Source organism: Azospirillum aestuarii, from assembly GCF_016632405.1.
In the GTDB taxonomy this organism is placed as follows: domain Bacteria; phylum Pseudomonadota; class Alphaproteobacteria; order Azospirillales; family Azospirillaceae; genus Azospirillum; species Azospirillum aestuarii.
Map to the genome: position 1 here is coordinate 489,596 of NZ_JAEPIV010000001.1, position 15,776 is coordinate 505,371.

The 15,776-nt window shown below is 62.4% G+C and carries 13 protein-coding genes; 5 read left to right on the plus strand and 8 right to left on the minus strand.

The features are described from left to right. Positions 1 to 474 precede the first annotated feature (474 nt). Positions 475 to 993 (minus strand): GNAT family N-acetyltransferase, encoded by a 519-nt coding sequence (locus tag JJL56_RS02235; protein ID WP_145623805.1) that lies wholly within the window; start codon positions 991 to 993, stop codon positions 475 to 477. Between the two features lie 13 nt (positions 994 to 1,006). After that, positions 1,007 to 2,173 carry a murein transglycosylase A gene (gene mltA / locus JJL56_RS02240; RefSeq protein ID WP_200484038.1) on the minus strand — a complete coding sequence of 389 codons (1,167 nt, stop codon included), beginning with the start codon at positions 2,171 to 2,173 and terminating at the stop codon, positions 1,007 to 1,009. 276 nt (positions 2,174 to 2,449) lie between these two features. Between mltA and JJL56_RS02245 the strand changes: the two genes are divergently transcribed. Beyond that, the gene (locus JJL56_RS02245; RefSeq protein WP_200484039.1) at positions 2,450 to 3,817 is read left to right on the plus strand and encodes an RsmB/NOP family class I SAM-dependent RNA methyltransferase; all 1,368 of its coding nucleotides are present in this window, start codon (positions 2,450 to 2,452) and stop codon (positions 3,815 to 3,817) included. Between the two features lie 33 nt (positions 3,818 to 3,850). Here the strand turns inward: JJL56_RS02245 and JJL56_RS02250 are convergent, their stop codons facing one another. Together JJL56_RS02250 and JJL56_RS02255 are read right to left on the minus strand one after the other, a co-directional pair. After that, entirely contained in the window at positions 3,851 to 4,999 is a 1,149-nt protein-coding gene (locus tag JJL56_RS02250) for a hypothetical protein (protein WP_247890903.1), read from the minus strand. A 216-nt stretch (positions 5,000 to 5,215) separates the two neighbouring features. Then, on the minus strand, positions 5,216 to 5,722 hold the full coding sequence (locus JJL56_RS02255; protein ID WP_345772531.1) for a hypothetical protein: 507 nt from the start codon (positions 5,720 to 5,722) through the stop codon (positions 5,216 to 5,218). A 541-nt stretch (positions 5,723 to 6,263) separates the two neighbouring features. Here JJL56_RS02255 and JJL56_RS02260 point away from each other — a divergent pair. From JJL56_RS02260 to JJL56_RS02275, 4 genes are all read left to right on the plus strand, one after another. Continuing rightward, positions 6,264 to 7,286: a purine-nucleoside phosphorylase gene (locus JJL56_RS02260; RefSeq protein ID WP_247890904.1), complete on the plus strand. Its 1,023-nt coding sequence runs from the start codon at positions 6,264 to 6,266 to the stop codon at positions 7,284 to 7,286. A 124-nt stretch (positions 7,287 to 7,410) separates the two neighbouring features. Next, positions 7,411 to 7,968: a GNAT family N-acetyltransferase gene (locus JJL56_RS02265; RefSeq protein ID WP_200484040.1), complete on the plus strand. Its 558-nt coding sequence runs from the start codon at positions 7,411 to 7,413 to the stop codon at positions 7,966 to 7,968. Positions 7,969 to 8,003: 35 nt separating this feature from the next. Further along, complete coding sequence (gene guaA / locus JJL56_RS02270; RefSeq protein WP_145623801.1) at positions 8,004 to 9,554, plus strand: glutamine-hydrolyzing GMP synthase; 1,551 nt, start codon at positions 8,004 to 8,006, stop codon at positions 9,552 to 9,554. Between the two features lie 111 nt (positions 9,555 to 9,665). After that, entirely contained in the window at positions 9,666 to 10,748 is a 1,083-nt protein-coding gene (locus JJL56_RS02275; RefSeq protein ID WP_200484041.1) for a tyrosine-type recombinase/integrase, read from the plus strand. A 112-nt stretch (positions 10,749 to 10,860) separates the two neighbouring features. On the opposite strand, the gene JJL56_RS02280 is transcribed toward JJL56_RS02275, so the two are convergent. From JJL56_RS02280 to JJL56_RS02295, 4 genes are all read right to left on the minus strand, one after another. Continuing rightward, the gene (locus tag JJL56_RS02280) at positions 10,861 to 11,541 is read right to left on the minus strand and encodes a hypothetical protein (RefSeq protein ID WP_200484042.1); all 681 of its coding nucleotides are present in this window, start codon (positions 11,539 to 11,541) and stop codon (positions 10,861 to 10,863) included. Between the two features lie 141 nt (positions 11,542 to 11,682). Continuing rightward, the gene (locus JJL56_RS02285) at positions 11,683 to 12,147 is read right to left on the minus strand and encodes a hypothetical protein (RefSeq protein ID WP_200484043.1); all 465 of its coding nucleotides are present in this window, start codon (positions 12,145 to 12,147) and stop codon (positions 11,683 to 11,685) included. Further along, positions 12,140 to 12,715, minus strand: a complete 576-nt coding sequence (locus JJL56_RS02290) for a hypothetical protein (RefSeq protein WP_200484044.1) — start codon at positions 12,713 to 12,715, stop codon at positions 12,140 to 12,142. The genes JJL56_RS02285 and JJL56_RS02290 overlap by 8 nt, the downstream gene beginning before the upstream one ends. Positions 12,716 to 12,797: 82 nt before the next feature. Beyond that, on the minus strand, positions 12,798 to 15,473 hold the full coding sequence (locus JJL56_RS02295) for a tape measure protein (RefSeq protein WP_200484045.1): 2,676 nt from the start codon (positions 15,471 to 15,473) through the stop codon (positions 12,798 to 12,800). Positions 15,474 to 15,776 lie beyond the last annotated feature (303 nt).

Here is a 15,776-nt window from a genome sequence, read left to right on the forward strand (position 1 = left end):
ACAGGGCCACGAACAGCGGGAACCTCAGGCTGCCCGCTTCGGTTCCCGCAGGATTGGCCGGCGAATTGGCGGACGATGCGCCGGAAGCGCAGGAAATGCCGCTGCAAGCCTTAGTCATCCGGGCACCCGATCCGGTTCCTGGAGACAGCGGTTTCCCGACGAACGATGCCTGCGGGGACGACCCTTGCCCGTTCTATGACATTCGAAAGATTTTGGCCCATGTGCACCGATAATGCTTTCGGTTGAGGTGCCTCGAATTCTTGAAGAATTGTCACACGCTCATTTTATCCGCGCAAGAAGCGCGAGCATCGACATGGTCGCGGTCGCCTTAAAAGCAACAAACAGAGGTGGATGAAACGGAGGCGGCGGCCGATTCTTTGTCAGAGACTTTCCGCATGTATCGATTGGCAGGTCATGGATTTGCGATCCTTTGCTCACGATATTGCGCAGCGGCAACCCCGCCTAGCAAAGTGCTCAGCGTAGATGTCTGCCTAGGAACAGCAGGGGGCCGCGTTGGGTTGCGTCGATGAATCCGGCGCGCTGGTAGAAGTCGACGTTGCGGGCGAAGACCGCGGTGACGAGGTGGACGCCGGGGAGGCCATCCGCCCGGCAATCCTCGGCGTAGGCGTCGACGAGAGCCCGTCCGATTCCGCGGTCCCGATAGCTTGGCCGGACGTTGACGTGCAGGTGCGCCGGGAATGCGGCGAAGCGGTCGGCGAAGACCTCGTATTTTGGGATGATGCGGGCGAGGTCCACCGCTCCGGCGCTGTCCTTGCAGCCGGTCAGATAGCCGAGGATGGCGCCGTCCCCGTCCAAGGCGAACCACACGTCGTCCGGCGCCCGCTCCACATACCAGCCCGTCCAGGTGCGAAAGAAGTCCGCGCGCTCCGCCGCCGAGGCGAAGTCCTTGCGCAGCGTGGACAGGAAGAAGATGTCCTCCAACGCGGCGAGGGCGGCCTCGCGGTCGGGCAGGGCGGACAAACGAACCAGCATCGATGACCAGACCTCAGCGGCGTTGCGCCAGCGTGAAGGAGGTGGTGCGCGGCGCCAGCATCGTGTAGCGGCCCTTCGCCTTCATCACGCCGGCGCCTTCCGCGGCCTCCGCCCCATGGCCCCAGAACAGGTCGCCGCGCACCGCCCCCTTGATGGCGCCGCCGGTGTCCTGGGCGACGACGAGGCGCTTGATCTCGCCCTGCGGTACGGGGGCCTCCCGGACGTCCAGCCACAGCGGCACGCCCAGCGGGACATGGCCGGGGTCCACGGCGAGGCTGCGGCCCGCCGTCAGCTCCATGTTGCGCGCCCCGCGCGCGCCGACGTCGGGACGGAGCTGGAAGAAGACGTAGGACGGGTTCATGTTCATCACCCGCCGGGCCTCGCCGGGATGCTCGGTCAGCCAGCGGCGGATCAGCGGCATGGTCACCTGCTCCGGCGTGGCGTAGCCGATGTCAATCAGATGCCGGCCGATGGGGACGTAGCGGTGGCCGTTCTGCCCGCCATAGCCGAGAGCCACCACCGACCCGTCGCTCATCCGCACCCGGCCCGACCCCTGGATTTCCAGGAAGAAGGCGTCGATGGGGTCGTCCACCCACAGAATCTCCAGCCCCTTGCCCTTCAGCGCACCGTCGGTGATGCGGGCGCGGCTGGGCAGGCCGCGCTTGGTCCGCTTCGGCGCCTTGTAGAGGGGGACGTTGTAGCGCTCGGTCCGGGTCCAGCTTCCGCGCAGCTCGACTTCGTAATAGCCGGTGAACAGCCCTTCCTGCCCCTCGGACAGGGCGACGGGCGTGAAGTGATCCTCGAAGAAGCGGCGGGCCGTTTCGGGCTCGGCGTTGGGCAGCCCGCGCAGCGCCTCGCAGATCGGGCGCCAGTCCGAGGTGGTGCCGGCGGCGGGGTTGGAGCCAAGCGGCTTGCCGGCGGGCTGCGCCGCCACCCAGCGGCAGGTGCGCTGAAGGGCGGGCAGGGCCTGCGCGTGGTCGTCGTCGATCCAGCCCGCCAAGCCGTGGAAGTCCGCGGAAACCTTTTCCATCCCCGGCCGCCAGGACGCCGCGGTGACGCCACCGTCCGGTCCCGAACCGGTCGCCGCGTCGCCGGCACAGCCCGCCAGCAGGCCGAACGCAAGAAGGGTGGAGACGCGCGCCACCGCACGCGCCATGACACTGCCGACCGCAGCCGCCATCGCGGACCCCGCAACAAGATTCAATGAAGACGACAAAGACGAGGGATGGCTGGACTTGCCGCGGCCAAGACGGCTGAAACAAGAACAACTACCCCTTTTTTGCCTCATTCATGGGATTGCGGTCAACCGCTCTTCGCACGGACGGTTTCAAGGCGGGCGTCTTGTCACAGGGTGCTGGCCCTTGAGGCGACTCGAAAGGCAGCCGCGCGTGCGCGGGGGATGACAACCGACCCCCGCTCGGGTTATCGAGCAGGGAATTTATCCGAGGACCATCCCATGACCCCCGCCGCCCGCCTTCAGGCGGTCATCGACCTGCTGACCGAGATCGACGAAACCCCGCGCCCCGCCGACGCGGTGATGAGCGCCTATTTCCGCGCCCGCCGCTACATCGGGTCGAAAGACCGCACCGCGGTGGCGCAGACGGCGTACGCGATCCTGCGGCGGCACGCCCGCCTGTGCTGGTGGCTGGAGCGTCAGGGCCATCCGCCGACCCCGCGCGCCCGCGCGCTCGCCAATGAGATCCTGGCCGACGGCAAGTCCGCCGCGACGGTGAAGGCTCTGTTCGGCTCCACCAAATTCGCCCCGGCCCCGCTGGCCCCGGAGGAGGCGAAGCTCGCCAACGAGCTGGACACCCATACGCTGGAGCATCCGCAGATGCCGGAAAGCGTGGCCGTGGAGTGCCCCCCCTGGGCCGAGGAGGCGATGCGCGCCGCCATGGGCGACCGCTTCGCGGTGGAGATGCGGACGCTGCTGGACTCCGCGCCGCTCGACCTGCGCATCAACCCGGTGAAGGCCAACCGCGAGAGCGCGATCAAGGCGCTGGCCCGCGCCCACATCACCGCGGAGCCGACGCAGTGGTCGCCGCTGGGCCTGCGCGTCCAGGGCCGCCCGCCGCTGGGCACCGTGGACGCTTTCAAGGACGGTCTGGTCGAGATCCAGGACGAGGGCTCGCAGCTCGTCGCGATCGCGGTGGCGCCGAAGCCGGGGCAGCAGGTGGTGGATTTCTGCGCGGGGGCCGGCGGCAAGACGCTGGCCATCGCCGCGCTGATGAAGAACAAGGGCCGCGTCGTTGCCTGCGATGTGCTGGCCGGGCGCCTGAAGCGCGCCGCCGAGCGGTTCCGCCGCGCCGGTCTGCACAACATCGAGGCGCACCCGCTGTCCAGCGAGCGCGACCCCTGGGTGAAGCGCCACAAGCGCAAGTTCGACCGCGTGCTGGTCGACGCGCCGTGCAGCGGCACCGGCACCTGGCGCCGCAACCCCGACAGCCGCTGGCGCCAGCTCGGCCCTGGTCTGGCGGAACTGGTGCCGCTCCAGGCGAACATCCTGGACAGCGCGGCCCGGCTGGTGAAGCCCGGCGGGCGGCTGATCTACGCCACTTGCTCGCTGCTGCCGGAGGAGAACGAGAAGCAGGTGGCCTCCTTCCTGGAGACCCACCCAGACTTCACTGTGCTGCCGGTCGCCGAGGTCTGGGCGGAGGAGGGTGCGGGCACCCCGCCGGCCGAAGGGCCGTACCTGCGCCTGACCCCGGCCCGCCACGACACCGACGGCTTCTTCGCCGCCGTGATGGTGCGCAAGGCGGACGAGGAAACCGCGGTGGAGGTGGACCAGATGGCCGAGGCTGATCCGGCGCCTTCGGAGGGGTAACATCGGCGGGGGAGCCTTCCCCGGTGGGATGCGTCAGGCCGGCGGTGTGTCGCCGGACTGCGCGTTTCCGGTTTCCGGCTTTCCCGCTCCGGCCTTCAGGGCTTCCAGCAGGCCGCTGGCAACCGTGTTCTGGCCTTCGTTGGCGTTTCCGGCAACCGCGCCCAGGACACCGGTTCCGCCTTTCGACGCGCCCGACGCAAGCGCCGATTGGAGCATGGACAGCGCCGCCTGCGCGTTGCCAGGGTCGCTCGAAGCCGGCTTGCTGACGGTATCCGGCGGCGATGGGGTTTCGGCGGTCGGCTTGTTCGTGATGGCTGGCATCTCCGTGGCAATCTTGCTTTCCGCGGCGGGCGCCGGTGTCGGAGCGGCGCCGTCGGCCTCCGGGGCAGCGGATTTGGACCCAATGCCAGGAATGTCCACGGTTTCCGCAAATTTCTGGAACGCGTTGCCGAAGACGGTCCGGTCGAAGCCGAGTTCCTGAAGCTTCTGTTCGGCGGCCTCGCCGTCCGGCGCGTACAGATCCGCGAAGCCAGCGTCCTTCCCCATGGAGGCCAGCGCGGATTTGAAGCCCTGCATGTTTTTCGTGAATCCGCTGGCATCGCTGAGAATGGCCGTCTGATCGGTCGGCTTTCCATAGGCGCCACGGGTCGCCGCGATCTCGCCCTTGAACGCGTCCTGGACCGGCTTCAGGCGTTCGTTCATCTCGTCCATCGAGATTTCGCCGCGCTGCTGGGCTTCCTGAATCTCCTGAGTCTTGCGCCCGACCTCGGACAGCGCGCCGGACATCCGACTGCCATAGGCCTGCAGTTTCTGCCAAGCGGCCTCTGAGTCGGCGAGCCGCTGCTTGTCCTCCTCGTCACGGGGGCGTTCGGAGACGTAGCGGTTGAAGGTCGCCTTGGTCGCCATCGATTTCAGCCCGGTCACAACGTCTTCGGCGCTGATCTCGCCCGAGTTGACGAGTCCTTCCAACATGCCGCGCGCCTTCGAGTCGAGTTGCTTGAACACATCGGCGGCGGCGCCCTTCAAGGCCTGCCCAAGCTTGCTCAGGGACACGGCATCCGTCTTTTCGCCGCTCCCGACGCTTGAAGATTGATGCCCGGAGGAACCGGTTCCGGACTGTACAGGCTTCCAGTATCCGGTGGCGGACAAGTGAAGAGAGGAACTGATTGAGCTGCTGGTCATTGATCCGCCTCCTGATCGTCATTACCCATCATTCTCGGGCGTCCACATGGAATAACGGAAAATATAATTTCAAATTAATGATCATTGTATCTCCTTTATGCTATGCAATTATTGACAATATGATTGTGGACTGTTCTGTGATGCAAATTAATGAAGGATGTTATTTAATTTTTGCGCGATGGATTTGTGAGGAGATTGGCAGCGGAAGAGGTGAGCCTACCGGTAATCGAAGGCCCCCTTGCCAATCAGACGACGGACCGCGTCGCCGAAGGCGGCAAACGGACTTAGGTTGATGCCGAGATCGGCGATCTTCTTTGACGCATCGTCGCCACCATCCTCAATGGCGAGGAAGTAGGCGTTGGCCTGAGCATCCCTGCTAGTCGCCGGGGAGGGCGATGCCGAAGGTTTGTCGACGCGGATCGGGGAATTGTCCGGCTGCGTCGGCGTGTCGGACCGGCGCTGGCCGCGCTGAAGGAGCACCGCTCCGCCGAGAGAGCGGTTGGCGGCCTCCGAATCGAGATCGACGGTGGCGACATCGACACCGGACTGCGCGAAACCGATGCGTTTCAGACGTGTCGTCAAACCCTTCGTCACCTCATCGCCGGTCAGAGTGCCGGCGCGCACGGCGTCGTCCAGTTTCCGACGATCCTCGTCGCCCAGTGCCTCGTTGAACATCGTAAGAGCATTGCCTTTCAGGGCCGCTGCCAGAGCGCTGAGATCCACGCTGTCGCTGGCTCCGCCATTTCGGACGGTCGTCGTGGCGACGGAAGGTGTGGATGTGTTCGTTGAGCGCGATGCCGATCCAGTTCGGAAATATACGGGAACATCGGCGGGCGATGTGACGCTTGTGGGGGCCATTGGAAAACTCCATTGATCGATGGCCGAGGCCCTAGTGAAAAGGAAATATCTATTATTGATCTGTTGATTTAGAAATTTAATCGAAGATTGATAATGAAATATTAAAGTTAGAAATCTAAGTATTTGTGCGCTAATGAAATATACGAATACTGGGGTATGGGGTGACTGGTTGGCGGCCAGACTCACGTCGGAAGGTGACAGCTGGCGCCCCGCTAAGGATTTGGCGAAACCAACATGGTAAGGGAGATTGGCGGCGGGCCGAAAAAGCGGCGAATGCGCGCCAGCCCAAGAAAGGACGAGCGCCGCCACTCATGCGGGGACACACGGACGGGCCTGCTGATTCGGTGCGGGTCAGAGCGCGAGGTTTGCGGTTAGGGTGCGACCTTTCCCCGCATGTTGGAGCGCAATGATGTGGAACACGTCCCGCTGGCGGAGCGCCGCCCTGTCCGCCCTTTTCCTGTTGGGGCTGGGCACCTCCGCCGAAGCGGCTGAGCCGGTCAAGGTCAAGGTGTTCGTCGGCGCCATGTTCGAGATCGGCAAGAACACCGGCGACCGGGCCGGCGAGTTCCAGAACTGGTACGAGCGCTACTGGCAGTCCAGCGCGCCGATCACCGTGAAGGGCGCGCTGAACCCTGTCCACTGCAACGCCGACGGCGTTTGCGGGGCGGTTCTCGGCATGGGCAAGGTCAGCTCCTCCGCGTCCATGCAGGCCATCCTGCTGAACCCGCAGCTCGACCTGTCGCAGGCCTATTTCATTATTTCCGGCGTGGCCGGCACGCCGCCGTCGCGCGGCACCATCGCCGAGGTCAACTGGGCGACCTGGCTGGTCGATTACGATCTGGGCCACCGCTGGGCGCCGGAGGAGGGCAAGCCGGGCGAGCCGACCTTCATGCCGCGCAAGGGCTACGAATCCGTCCGCCTGTTCCAGCTGAACCCGGCGCTGGTGTCCTGGGCGATGAAGCTGACCGGCGACACGCCGCTGAAGGACTCCGACAGCGCCCGCGCCTACCGCCAACGCTACCCGCAGGACGCCGCCCGGCGCGCGCCCTTCGTCGGCACCGGCACGCACATGACCGGCGACACCTTCTTCCACGGCCCCGGCATGTCCGAGCAGGCGCAGTACATCGCCAAGCTCTACGGCGCCGACGATTACGTCATCACCGAGATGGAGGCCGCGGCGATCACGCTGGTCATCAAGCGCACGCTGGGCTCCGACCGGGTGATGAGCCTGCGCGGCGCCGTCAACTTCGACCAGGGCAACCCCAAGGAAACCACGCTGGAGCATCTCGACCCGAAGCCGGGCGAGACCGCCGGCGGCTTCGCCGAGACGGTGGAGAATGTGGCGCTGGTCGGCGCGCGCATGACCGACCACATCGTTTCCCACTGGGACCAGTGGCAGGCGGGCGTTCCGGCCCTTCCGGCCCAGTAACCCGAAGGCCGGCGGTGCGGCGGCCATCCACCGTCGCACCATCCCGGCCCTTTTGGCTGACTGGACATCCTCCGGCCCGGCTCCCAGTTTCCATTGGGGTGGGCAACGGGTCCGGAGGTGTCCCATGGATGAAGCGCTGGTGATTCGCGACGCGCGCCCGTCGGACGCGGTGGGCATTGCCAAGGTCCACGTCGCCACATGGCAATCCACCTATCCGGGCCTCGTTCCCGACGCTTATCTCGCCAATCTGTCGGAAGCCGCCGCGGCGATGCGCTGGCACAACGCCGTCCAGGCGCACGGGCCGGGGCAGGGCGCCCTCGTCGTCGTGGACGGCGCGGACTCGGTGGTGGGATTCGCCACCTACGGCGGGCGCCGCATTCCCGTGGAGGGGTACGAGGGGGAGTTCTACGCCCTCTACCTGCTGGACGAGGCGCAGGGGCAGGGGCTGGGCCGTCGCCTGATGGCGACCATGGCGGAGCGTCTCCAGGAGGGCGGCAAGCGCACCGCCGTGGTCTGGTGCCTGCGCGAGAATCCGGCCCGCTGGTTCTACGAGCGGCTGGGCGGTGTGCGGGTGGCGGAACGGCCCATCCGCTTCGCCGGGGCGGAGCTGGTGGAGATCGCCTATGGCTGGCGCGACCTCGCCCCGCTTGCACGCTTGTCCGCGGGGCCTGAAATGCGGTAGTCAGGGGCTTGTCCCCCCGCATCAGGTTGTCGTCCATGTCCGCCGAGCGCGTTCTCATCCTCGATTTCGGGTCGCAGGTGACCCAGCTCATCGCCCGCCGCGTCCGTGAAGCCGGCGTCTATTGCGAAATCCATCCGTTCAGCATGAGCGAGGAGCGGATTCGCGACTACGCGCCGAAGGCGATCATCCTGTCGGGCAGCCCGGCCTCCGTCACCGAAGAGAACGGCCCGCGCGCGCCGGAGGTGGTCTTCACGCTGGGCGTTCCGGTCCTGGGCATCTGCTACGGCCAGCAGACGATGTGCCACCAGCTCGGCGGCGCCGTGTCGGGCTCCGACCACCGCGAGTTCGGCCGCGCCTTCATCGAGGTGAAGCAGACCTGCGCCCTGTTCGACGGGCTGTGGGCGGTCGGGTCGCGCGAGCAGGTGTGGATGAGCCACGGCGACCGCGTCACCGCCCTGCCGGACGGCTTCCAGGCCGTGGCGGTCAGCGACGGTGCGCCTTTCGCCGCCATCGCCGACGACGCCCGCCAGTTCTACGGCGTGCAGTTCCACCCGGAGGTCGTGCACACCCCGCATGGCGCGCAGCTCCTGGCGAATTTCGTGCACCGCGTCGCCGGGCTGAAGGGCGACTGGACCATGGCCGCCTTCAAGCAGCAGGCCATCGAGAAGATCCGCGCCCAGGTCGGCAGCGGCAAGGTGATCTGCGGCCTGTCGGGCGGCGTCGATTCCTCGGTGGCCGCCGTGCTGATCCACGAGGCCATCGGCGACCAGCTCACCTGCATCTTCGTCGACACCGGCCTGATGCGCGCCGGCGAGGCGGAGGAGGTGGTGACGCTGTTCCGCGACCACTACAACATCCCGCTGGTTCACCGGAGCGCGTCCGATCTGTTCCTGGGCAAGCTGGCCGGCGTCACCGACCCGGAGCAGAAGCGCAAGATCATCGGCGGCCTGTTCATCGAGGTGTTCGACGAGGAGAGCGCCAAGGTCGGCGGGGCGCAGTTCCTGGCCCAGGGCACGCTGTATCCCGACGTGATCGAGAGCGTGTCCTTCACCGGCGGTCCCTCGGTCACCATCAAGTCGCACCACAACGTCGGCGGCCTGCCGGAGCGCATGAAGCTGAAGCTGGTCGAGCCGTTGCGCGAGCTGTTCAAGGACGAGGTCCGCGCGCTCGGCCGCGAACTGGGACTGCCGGCCGCCTTCATCGGGCGCCACCCCTTCCCCGGCCCCGGCCTCGCCATCCGCGTTCCCGGTGAGATCACCCCGGAGAAGCTGGACATCCTGCGCAAGGCCGACACGGTCTATCTGGAGGAGATCCGCAACGCCGGCCTCTATGACGCGATCTGGCAGGCCTTCGCGGTGCTGCTGCCGGTGCGCACCGTGGGCGTGATGGGCGACGGGCGGACCTACGATCATGTGCTGGCCCTGCGCGCGGTGACCTCCACCGACGGCATGACCGCCGACTGGTACCCGTTCCCGCACGACTTCCTGGCCCGCGTGTCGAACCGCATCGTCAACGAGGTGCGCGGCGTCAACCGCGTGGTCTACGACATCACGTCGAAGCCGCCCGGCACCATCGAGTGGGAATGATATCAAGGACTTAAGTCTACGGTAACTCAGTACTGTTGCTGCTTAGATTGGGCTAGGGCAAACCCGCTGTGGGGAGTTCTGTGGGGACTCTCTCACAGCGGAGGCGCCTGTATGACTGTCTTCAAGCGGGATGGTTCCGAGTTCTGGTGGATCGAGTTCCAATACAAGGGGGAGCGCTACCGGCGTTCCAGCGAGTCCGCCTCGAAACGCAAGGCCGAGGAATTGGAGCGCAAGTGGCGTGAGGAACTTCGCGCCAACGCCCTCTTGGGTAAGATCCCCGAATTGGCGTGGGGAGACGCCATAGACCGCTACTTCAAGACGGTGATTGAGCCGCGTAGGAACGAAGGAGCGGCAAAGCGTGACTTGTACGTTCTGAGCGTCCTCAAGGCGGAACTTGGCGCGGCTACCCTTATCAGCACTCTTACCGCACCTGCCATCGTGGAGTACCGGGACCGACTCCTAGGCGTTGGCAAAGCGCCAGCCACGGCGAATCGGTACCTTGCGACTATCAAAGCGATTCTGCGCAAAGCGCATACGGAATGGGGTGCTCTAGCGGTTCTACCCTCTTTCAAGCTCCTGAAGCTCAGCAATGAGCGGTATCGCTGGTTGACCGACGAGGAGGAGGATCGACTCCTTATCCATTCCCCGGTCCATCTGCGCGACCTGTGCACCTTTCTCATCGATACCGGTGCACGGTTGTCGGAGGCTACGACGCTTACCTGGGCAAACGTCGATATGGAGCGTCACCCCCGCCCGTTGGTCAAGTTCATGGATACCAAGTCGGGAAAGCCCCGATCCGTGCCTCTGACCAAGCGCGTTGATGACATGTTCCGGCGCCTTCGCGCCAACAAGCCGAGCGGAGTGGAGCGGGTGTTTTTATACCGCCCCCTTGGGAATGATCGGCTACGGGAGGTGAAGAACGGGACGAAGGTCACACCGTTCCGTAATCCGCATGGTGCATGGTACAAGGCTACAACAGATGCAAGGTTGGATGACCTGAACCTGCATGATCTAAGACATATCTTTGCGTCTCGATTGGTCATGCGGGGAGTGCCGTTGCTGACTGTTTCAAAATTACTTGGTCATGCCACAATTCAAATGACAATGCGATATGCGCACCTTGCGCCAGACGCTTTTGATGCAGCTATCGAGGCATTGGAGTGCAATCGTGTCACAGATACGCCGAATATGTGAGTTGAGGTGCAATAAAGTACTTTAATGAGTGCCTCTAGCGCTGAACATGGGCACAAAAAAAGAGGGTATACCGTCTCCGGTATACCCCTTGAGTTGCGCGGCGTCTCCGATATTACCGCCGCGAAGTCGATTTCTTGCCCTTTGTGCGGGCGGGCGTTGGTTCGGCTGGAGTGTCCTCAACAGCCTCAAACATGTCTGCATAGACGTGGAGAAATAGCATCTCGTGGAACTCTGCCAGCGTCTCCGCGTCGTCTTTGCAAGCCTCCCAAGCCTCGACAGGGAGGAACCATGCGGCATGGTCCGCGATCTTGTCGAGGAAGTCTTTTACAGCGGTCCCTTGTTCTACCAGGGCCTTCGTTGCGTCGTCAAAGCGTGGGATGAAATCGTTAAGCCGCTTTTCGGCGTACTCCACGGCTAGCCCTAGGAATTCGTCATAGCCTTCGCTGTCGATTCCGTGTTCCGCCATGTAGATTTCCGACCATGCACGCTGTAGAAGTGATTCGAATTTTACGTCGTGTAGGTGGGCGGGGATTTCACCAATCAACACTTGGTGATCTAGGAAGTACGCCGACGCGGCGAACTCTTGCGCTTTGGCGTTGCCGTTCAGCCCTTCCCATAGGTCGGGGGTGATGATCTTGCGGGCGTACGCCTTGGCGAAGACGGGGAACCGGGCGGCGTTGTTGCGCTCCAGATGGCGCCCCTTGGTCTTGACGGCGTTGGCCGCGTGCGCGGACAGGGCGTTGACAAAGGCCGTATAGTCCGTGAATGCGGTTTGAATAAATTGTGAGGTCATTTGATGTGCTTTCGTTTCGTTTCGTTTAATAGATGGGAAATAGTCCCGCCTAAACGACGGGACTGGGTAGGGCATTTCTTGCCGCTAGAGGCTATATTATACCAAAATTGGCAGGATGAATGAAGTACCAGGAACAAATATTTAGCCGAAAAGAGCGTCGTCTAGCTTCGAAGTAAAGACTTCGCCACATTTATCCGCGGCGTCATCAAGTTCATCCGTTCTTTTCTTCATGTATTCTATGAGGCGATTGCCCAACAGAGTGGCAAGAACGTTGTGAATTATGTCACCATCCGCGGTGAATTTCCGCCTGAATGGCGTACCCTTGAGCCAATAATCAGCTAAATCCTCGATTTGGTCGTTAAAGTCAGGGGTGGTTTCGATGAGGATATGCGCTAGTTCTTCTTTGAGTTCTTCGAAGCGCTCGGGTGTTGGGTCGTACTTTAGTTCCCACAACATATCTTCCGCATGGTCTTCGAGGTTGCTAGTGCACTGTTCCATGAGAATGTTTAATTCGTGTAGGTATGCGCGGAGCCTAATGTTCTGTCCGCGCAATCCGTCGTTCTTCACGATCTTCAAGATTTGCCAATCCGGAAGGCCCTTAAGCATGGGATACCCTCCGGAACTCCGCTACTTCGTCGGCGTTGGGGCAACCGAACTCCGCAGCGTGCTTGTCATAGCCTGGGTATAGGCCAATGATCCGCTGTTCAATCGCGTCTGGCGTGATGGTGGTACAGTGGATTACGCCACCGATGCACATACGATACCGATTCTCGGTAACCATTTCATGTTGGACCATCGCGACCTTGACCAAACGCTCGTCTGGCATCTCTGGAGGGAGCGGGCGGTTTTCACCGTTGAGGTGGGGATGTAGGTGCATCCCGTGCGGTAGGTCGGTGAAGGTTGATGAGTCGTCCGTGATCTCCCAGCGGTAGGCCGCGATCCTCCCTTGCCGGGTGGACCAACCCATAATGACCGTCTCGGACGTTAGGTCGGGGTCTTCGGACGCCTTGCGGCGTGGGAGGTAGTCATACCAACGGTTCAGCAGCGGCGCGGCGCTATCAATGTCCCAGAACTCGTACAGGTCATTCAGGATGGCGGCATTGACCAGACATTGACCGCGCTGCGCAACGGCCATAGCGCCGATGATGTGAGTCTTTCGGTCGGTCAAACTCACTGGCGCGTTCCTCCGATACTGCAAAGTATCGGAGGTGCATAGAATGCGATTGGGGTAGAAGAATAGGTTTACAACGCTCATGTTATGCTAGAGCCTTCTCAAGTTTCGCCCTGAATTTCTTTCGCGCCTCTGGCGTATCTGGAAATTCTTCAGCGCTAGTGGACATTTCTTCGAAGACGGCTTTTAGGCCGCTGGCCGTATCGGTCGCGTCTTTGCGTGCGCGTTCAAATGCCGTTTCGATTTCAGGGGTAAGGGCCTTGCCGGACTTTTTCAGTTCGGCGTAATGCCGCTCGATTTCCTTTAGCCGCGAAATGGCCTTTTCTTGCGGCGTGGCGGTCTCGTCCACAAGATTGCGGGCGTAAGCGGCGGAATCGGCGTAGGCGCGAGCGGCTTCACCGGCTTCAAGGCGTAGGCGGATTTCTTCGCGAAGAGTGTCAAGTTCCTTGGCCTTGCTGTCCAATCCGAGTTCGCGAAGTTGCTTTTCCACGGCGATTTCGCGGGATACCTGTGCGTATGCTTCGGCTCCCTGGAGGGTAGCTTCCGCTAGGCGGGTGGTTTCGGCGGTTTCGGTTTCGAGGTCTTTAGACCGTTTCAAGGCGTTCAACTTGGCGCGCTCTACCTCGATAGTCCGGAAGGATTCGAATAGCTGTTGGAGGCTAAACCCTGCGGACTGTGCGAGGTCATCAAGCGACTTGCCTAGGATGTTGGCGCGCTTGCTGTAGTCCACAAGGAATTGAGTGACTTGCTCGTTCGCCTTAACGTCAATAAGCGTTCCTTCGCCAAGACGAAGGGATTCGGTCGCGATCTTGGCGTTGTTGAGTTCCAGCGCCAGGGCGTAGAAGCCTTCCGACGCTGCGAAAGCGGCCTTGCCTTCGATAGTCAGAGTGTTTGCGGACTTCTCAGCGCGCTTGATAGCGTCGTCACGGGTCTTGGTAATCGCGTCTAGGGCGTTCTGGTATTCTTCCGGACTGATATCCGTCTTGAACTTGTTTAGCTGTTCAAGGCCCTTCTGATACTCGGCGTTGGCTTTCGCGATGGGGTTGTTAGCCTCTAGAATCTCCTTGGCGCCGCGTTTGGCGGCTCCAACGCGCTGTTCCCATGCCCGGTTATCGGCGTCGATGGCCGCTTGTCCACCGTCAACGGCGGTGCGGAGCATGTCCGTTTGAATGCCGTCCAGTTCCTTCGAGAGTTCGGCGCGGCGGGCTTCAATGGTCTTGCGGACCCATGGGCGCAAGTTACCGCTTAGCTGTCCGTCAAGGTCGGTAATCTGACTCTGGATTCCTTTGGCGCGGTCCTCATTCGAGGGGCTAGACAGGAGTTTGTTGGCGCCTTCAAGAGCCAGCAGCGGGAGTTTTAGCATGAACTTGTATAGATCGGACAAGTGCAGACGCTTATCAAGATTAACAAGCATCATGTCCCACTCATTGCCGATACGTGCGTTGATCTGACTGACCGTTTCGCCCATACCGTTGAAATCGGCGTCAACCTGTGTCGCCATTTTGCTCATAGCGCGAAGGACGATATCAGCACTGATTACGCCTTGCGCGCCTAGGTCTTTTAGCTGCCCTGTAGCAACGCCCATTTCTTTAGCGATTGCGCGCACAAGAGGTTGGAAGTTCTCTTGCAAGCTCTTGAGTTCGTCGCCACCTAGGCCGCGCCCACTTCCTAGCGCCTGTGTTAGCTGAGTCAGTGCGGACGATGTTTCAGCGGCGGTACGTCCTGATACCTGCCCCAATTTCATGAACGTCTCGACTAGGCGACTGACTTCGGCGTTACTGAGTCCTACCTCTTGGCCGATTGCGGCGAAACGGTTCATGGTTCCGCCCACGTCCGCCATTGCCACGCCTAGCTTTTGAGCGAGGGTGTATGTCTCAGCGAACAGCGCGTTTGCGCTGGTCATGGACCCTGTAGACGCCTTTAGCTGTGCGATCATGCCGTTGAAGCGGTCGGTAGCGTCCGCCATGGCTGCGCCAGCGGCCAAAATCCCGACGCTGATAGCCGCGAAGGCGACAGGCACCAGAGGACCTAGCGCGGTAGCGCCTGCGGCCAATCCAGCAAGCGCCCCAGAGGCGCGCACGGCACCGCTGGTCATGGTGGCGAACGTTCCAGTCATTGCGCCGAAGTTGCCGCCTACGGCAGATGCACCAGAGGCAAGGGCGCCAAGTTGTGTTGCCAGGGAGCCGAACCCGCGATTCAGCGTGGGCAACAGGCCATTGGTTGCGGCCAGTTCATGGTTTAGGCCACCCATGGCGCGAGCGAACTCGCCCTTGGCCTTCACCCCCTGCATAGACCGAGTGCCGAACTCGCGAAGGGTCGCGTTGTAGGAGGCAAGCGCGCGGTTGGCGCGGTCGATCATTTCGGGGTTGTTGTTCCCCTGCCGCCCGATCCGTCCGAGCATCGACTCGGTTCTCGTCAGTGCGGACTGGTAGGCGCGTTCAGCGGCAAGGGCGGAATTCGCGATCTCGACGGCGGAACGTCCGCCCGGTGCGCTGGCACCTCCGGAACCGCCGGGGCGGAAGTTCGATCCGCCCCGCGCGGTGGCTTTCGCCATAATGTCGGAGAGGCGCCGCACCTGGGGTTCAGCGGCTTTGACAAGCGCTTCGCCGTAAGCCTTGCCGGCGGCTTCACCGGCCTTCGTGGCGCCTTTTGTATCGGCTTTTATACCGGTTAAGCGTTGCTCCAAGCGGTTGACGAAGTTGTCAACTTGCTTCTCTGCACCGGTAAAGTCGATACCGGCTGTTAGCTGGATATCTGACATTATGCGGCGCTACCTTCGGAGCGGTGGCGCGCCTCATGCGGGATGGACTTAGCAAGAGCCATGATGAAAGCGGCGCTTTCAGGCATTGCGTTCAGAACGTCGCAAATGGCTTTGAGCGCTGGGCGCACTTCTTTGCGCACCCGCAAATTATACGTGGGTGTTGGCACTGTAGTACTCACAAATCGATTTGATGAATTATTGCCGCGGCTGTGCGCTGGCTAGAGCGATACGTTTTCGCTGTGAGTATTATTATACCATATTTTAAGGATGTGGCACAGGTGGAGGGCGAAATAGCTAACAATT

Coding starts and splice junctions, on each gene's coding strand:
- guaA (WP_145623801.1), top strand. CDS start 8,004: ATGTCCGCCGAGCGCGTTCTCATCCTCGATTTCGGGTCGCAGGTGACC.
- JJL56_RS02280 (WP_200484042.1), bottom strand. CDS start 11,541: ATGACCTCACAATTTATTCAAACCGCATTCACGGACTATACGGCCTTT.
- JJL56_RS02285 (WP_200484043.1), bottom strand. CDS start 12,147: ATGCTTAAGGGCCTTCCGGATTGGCAAATCTTGAAGATCGTGAAGAAC.
- JJL56_RS02275 (WP_200484041.1), top strand. CDS start 9,666: ATGACTGTCTTCAAGCGGGATGGTTCCGAGTTCTGGTGGATCGAGTTC.
- mltA (WP_200484038.1), bottom strand. CDS start 2,173: ATGGCGGCTGCGGTCGGCAGTGTCATGGCGCGTGCGGTGGCGCGCGTC.
- JJL56_RS02245 (WP_200484039.1), top strand. CDS start 2,450: ATGACCCCCGCCGCCCGCCTTCAGGCGGTCATCGACCTGCTGACCGAG.
- JJL56_RS02295 (WP_200484045.1), bottom strand. CDS start 15,473: ATGTCAGATATCCAGCTAACAGCCGGTATCGACTTTACCGGTGCAGAG.
- JJL56_RS02250 (WP_247890903.1), bottom strand. CDS start 4,999: ATGACCAGCAGCTCAATCAGTTCCTCTCTTCACTTGTCCGCCACCGGA.
- JJL56_RS02235 (WP_145623805.1), bottom strand. CDS start 993: ATGCTGGTTCGTTTGTCCGCCCTGCCCGACCGCGAGGCCGCCCTCGCC.
- JJL56_RS02260 (WP_247890904.1), top strand. CDS start 6,264: ATGATGTGGAACACGTCCCGCTGGCGGAGCGCCGCCCTGTCCGCCCTT.
- JJL56_RS02265 (WP_200484040.1), top strand. CDS start 7,411: ATGGATGAAGCGCTGGTGATTCGCGACGCGCGCCCGTCGGACGCGGTG.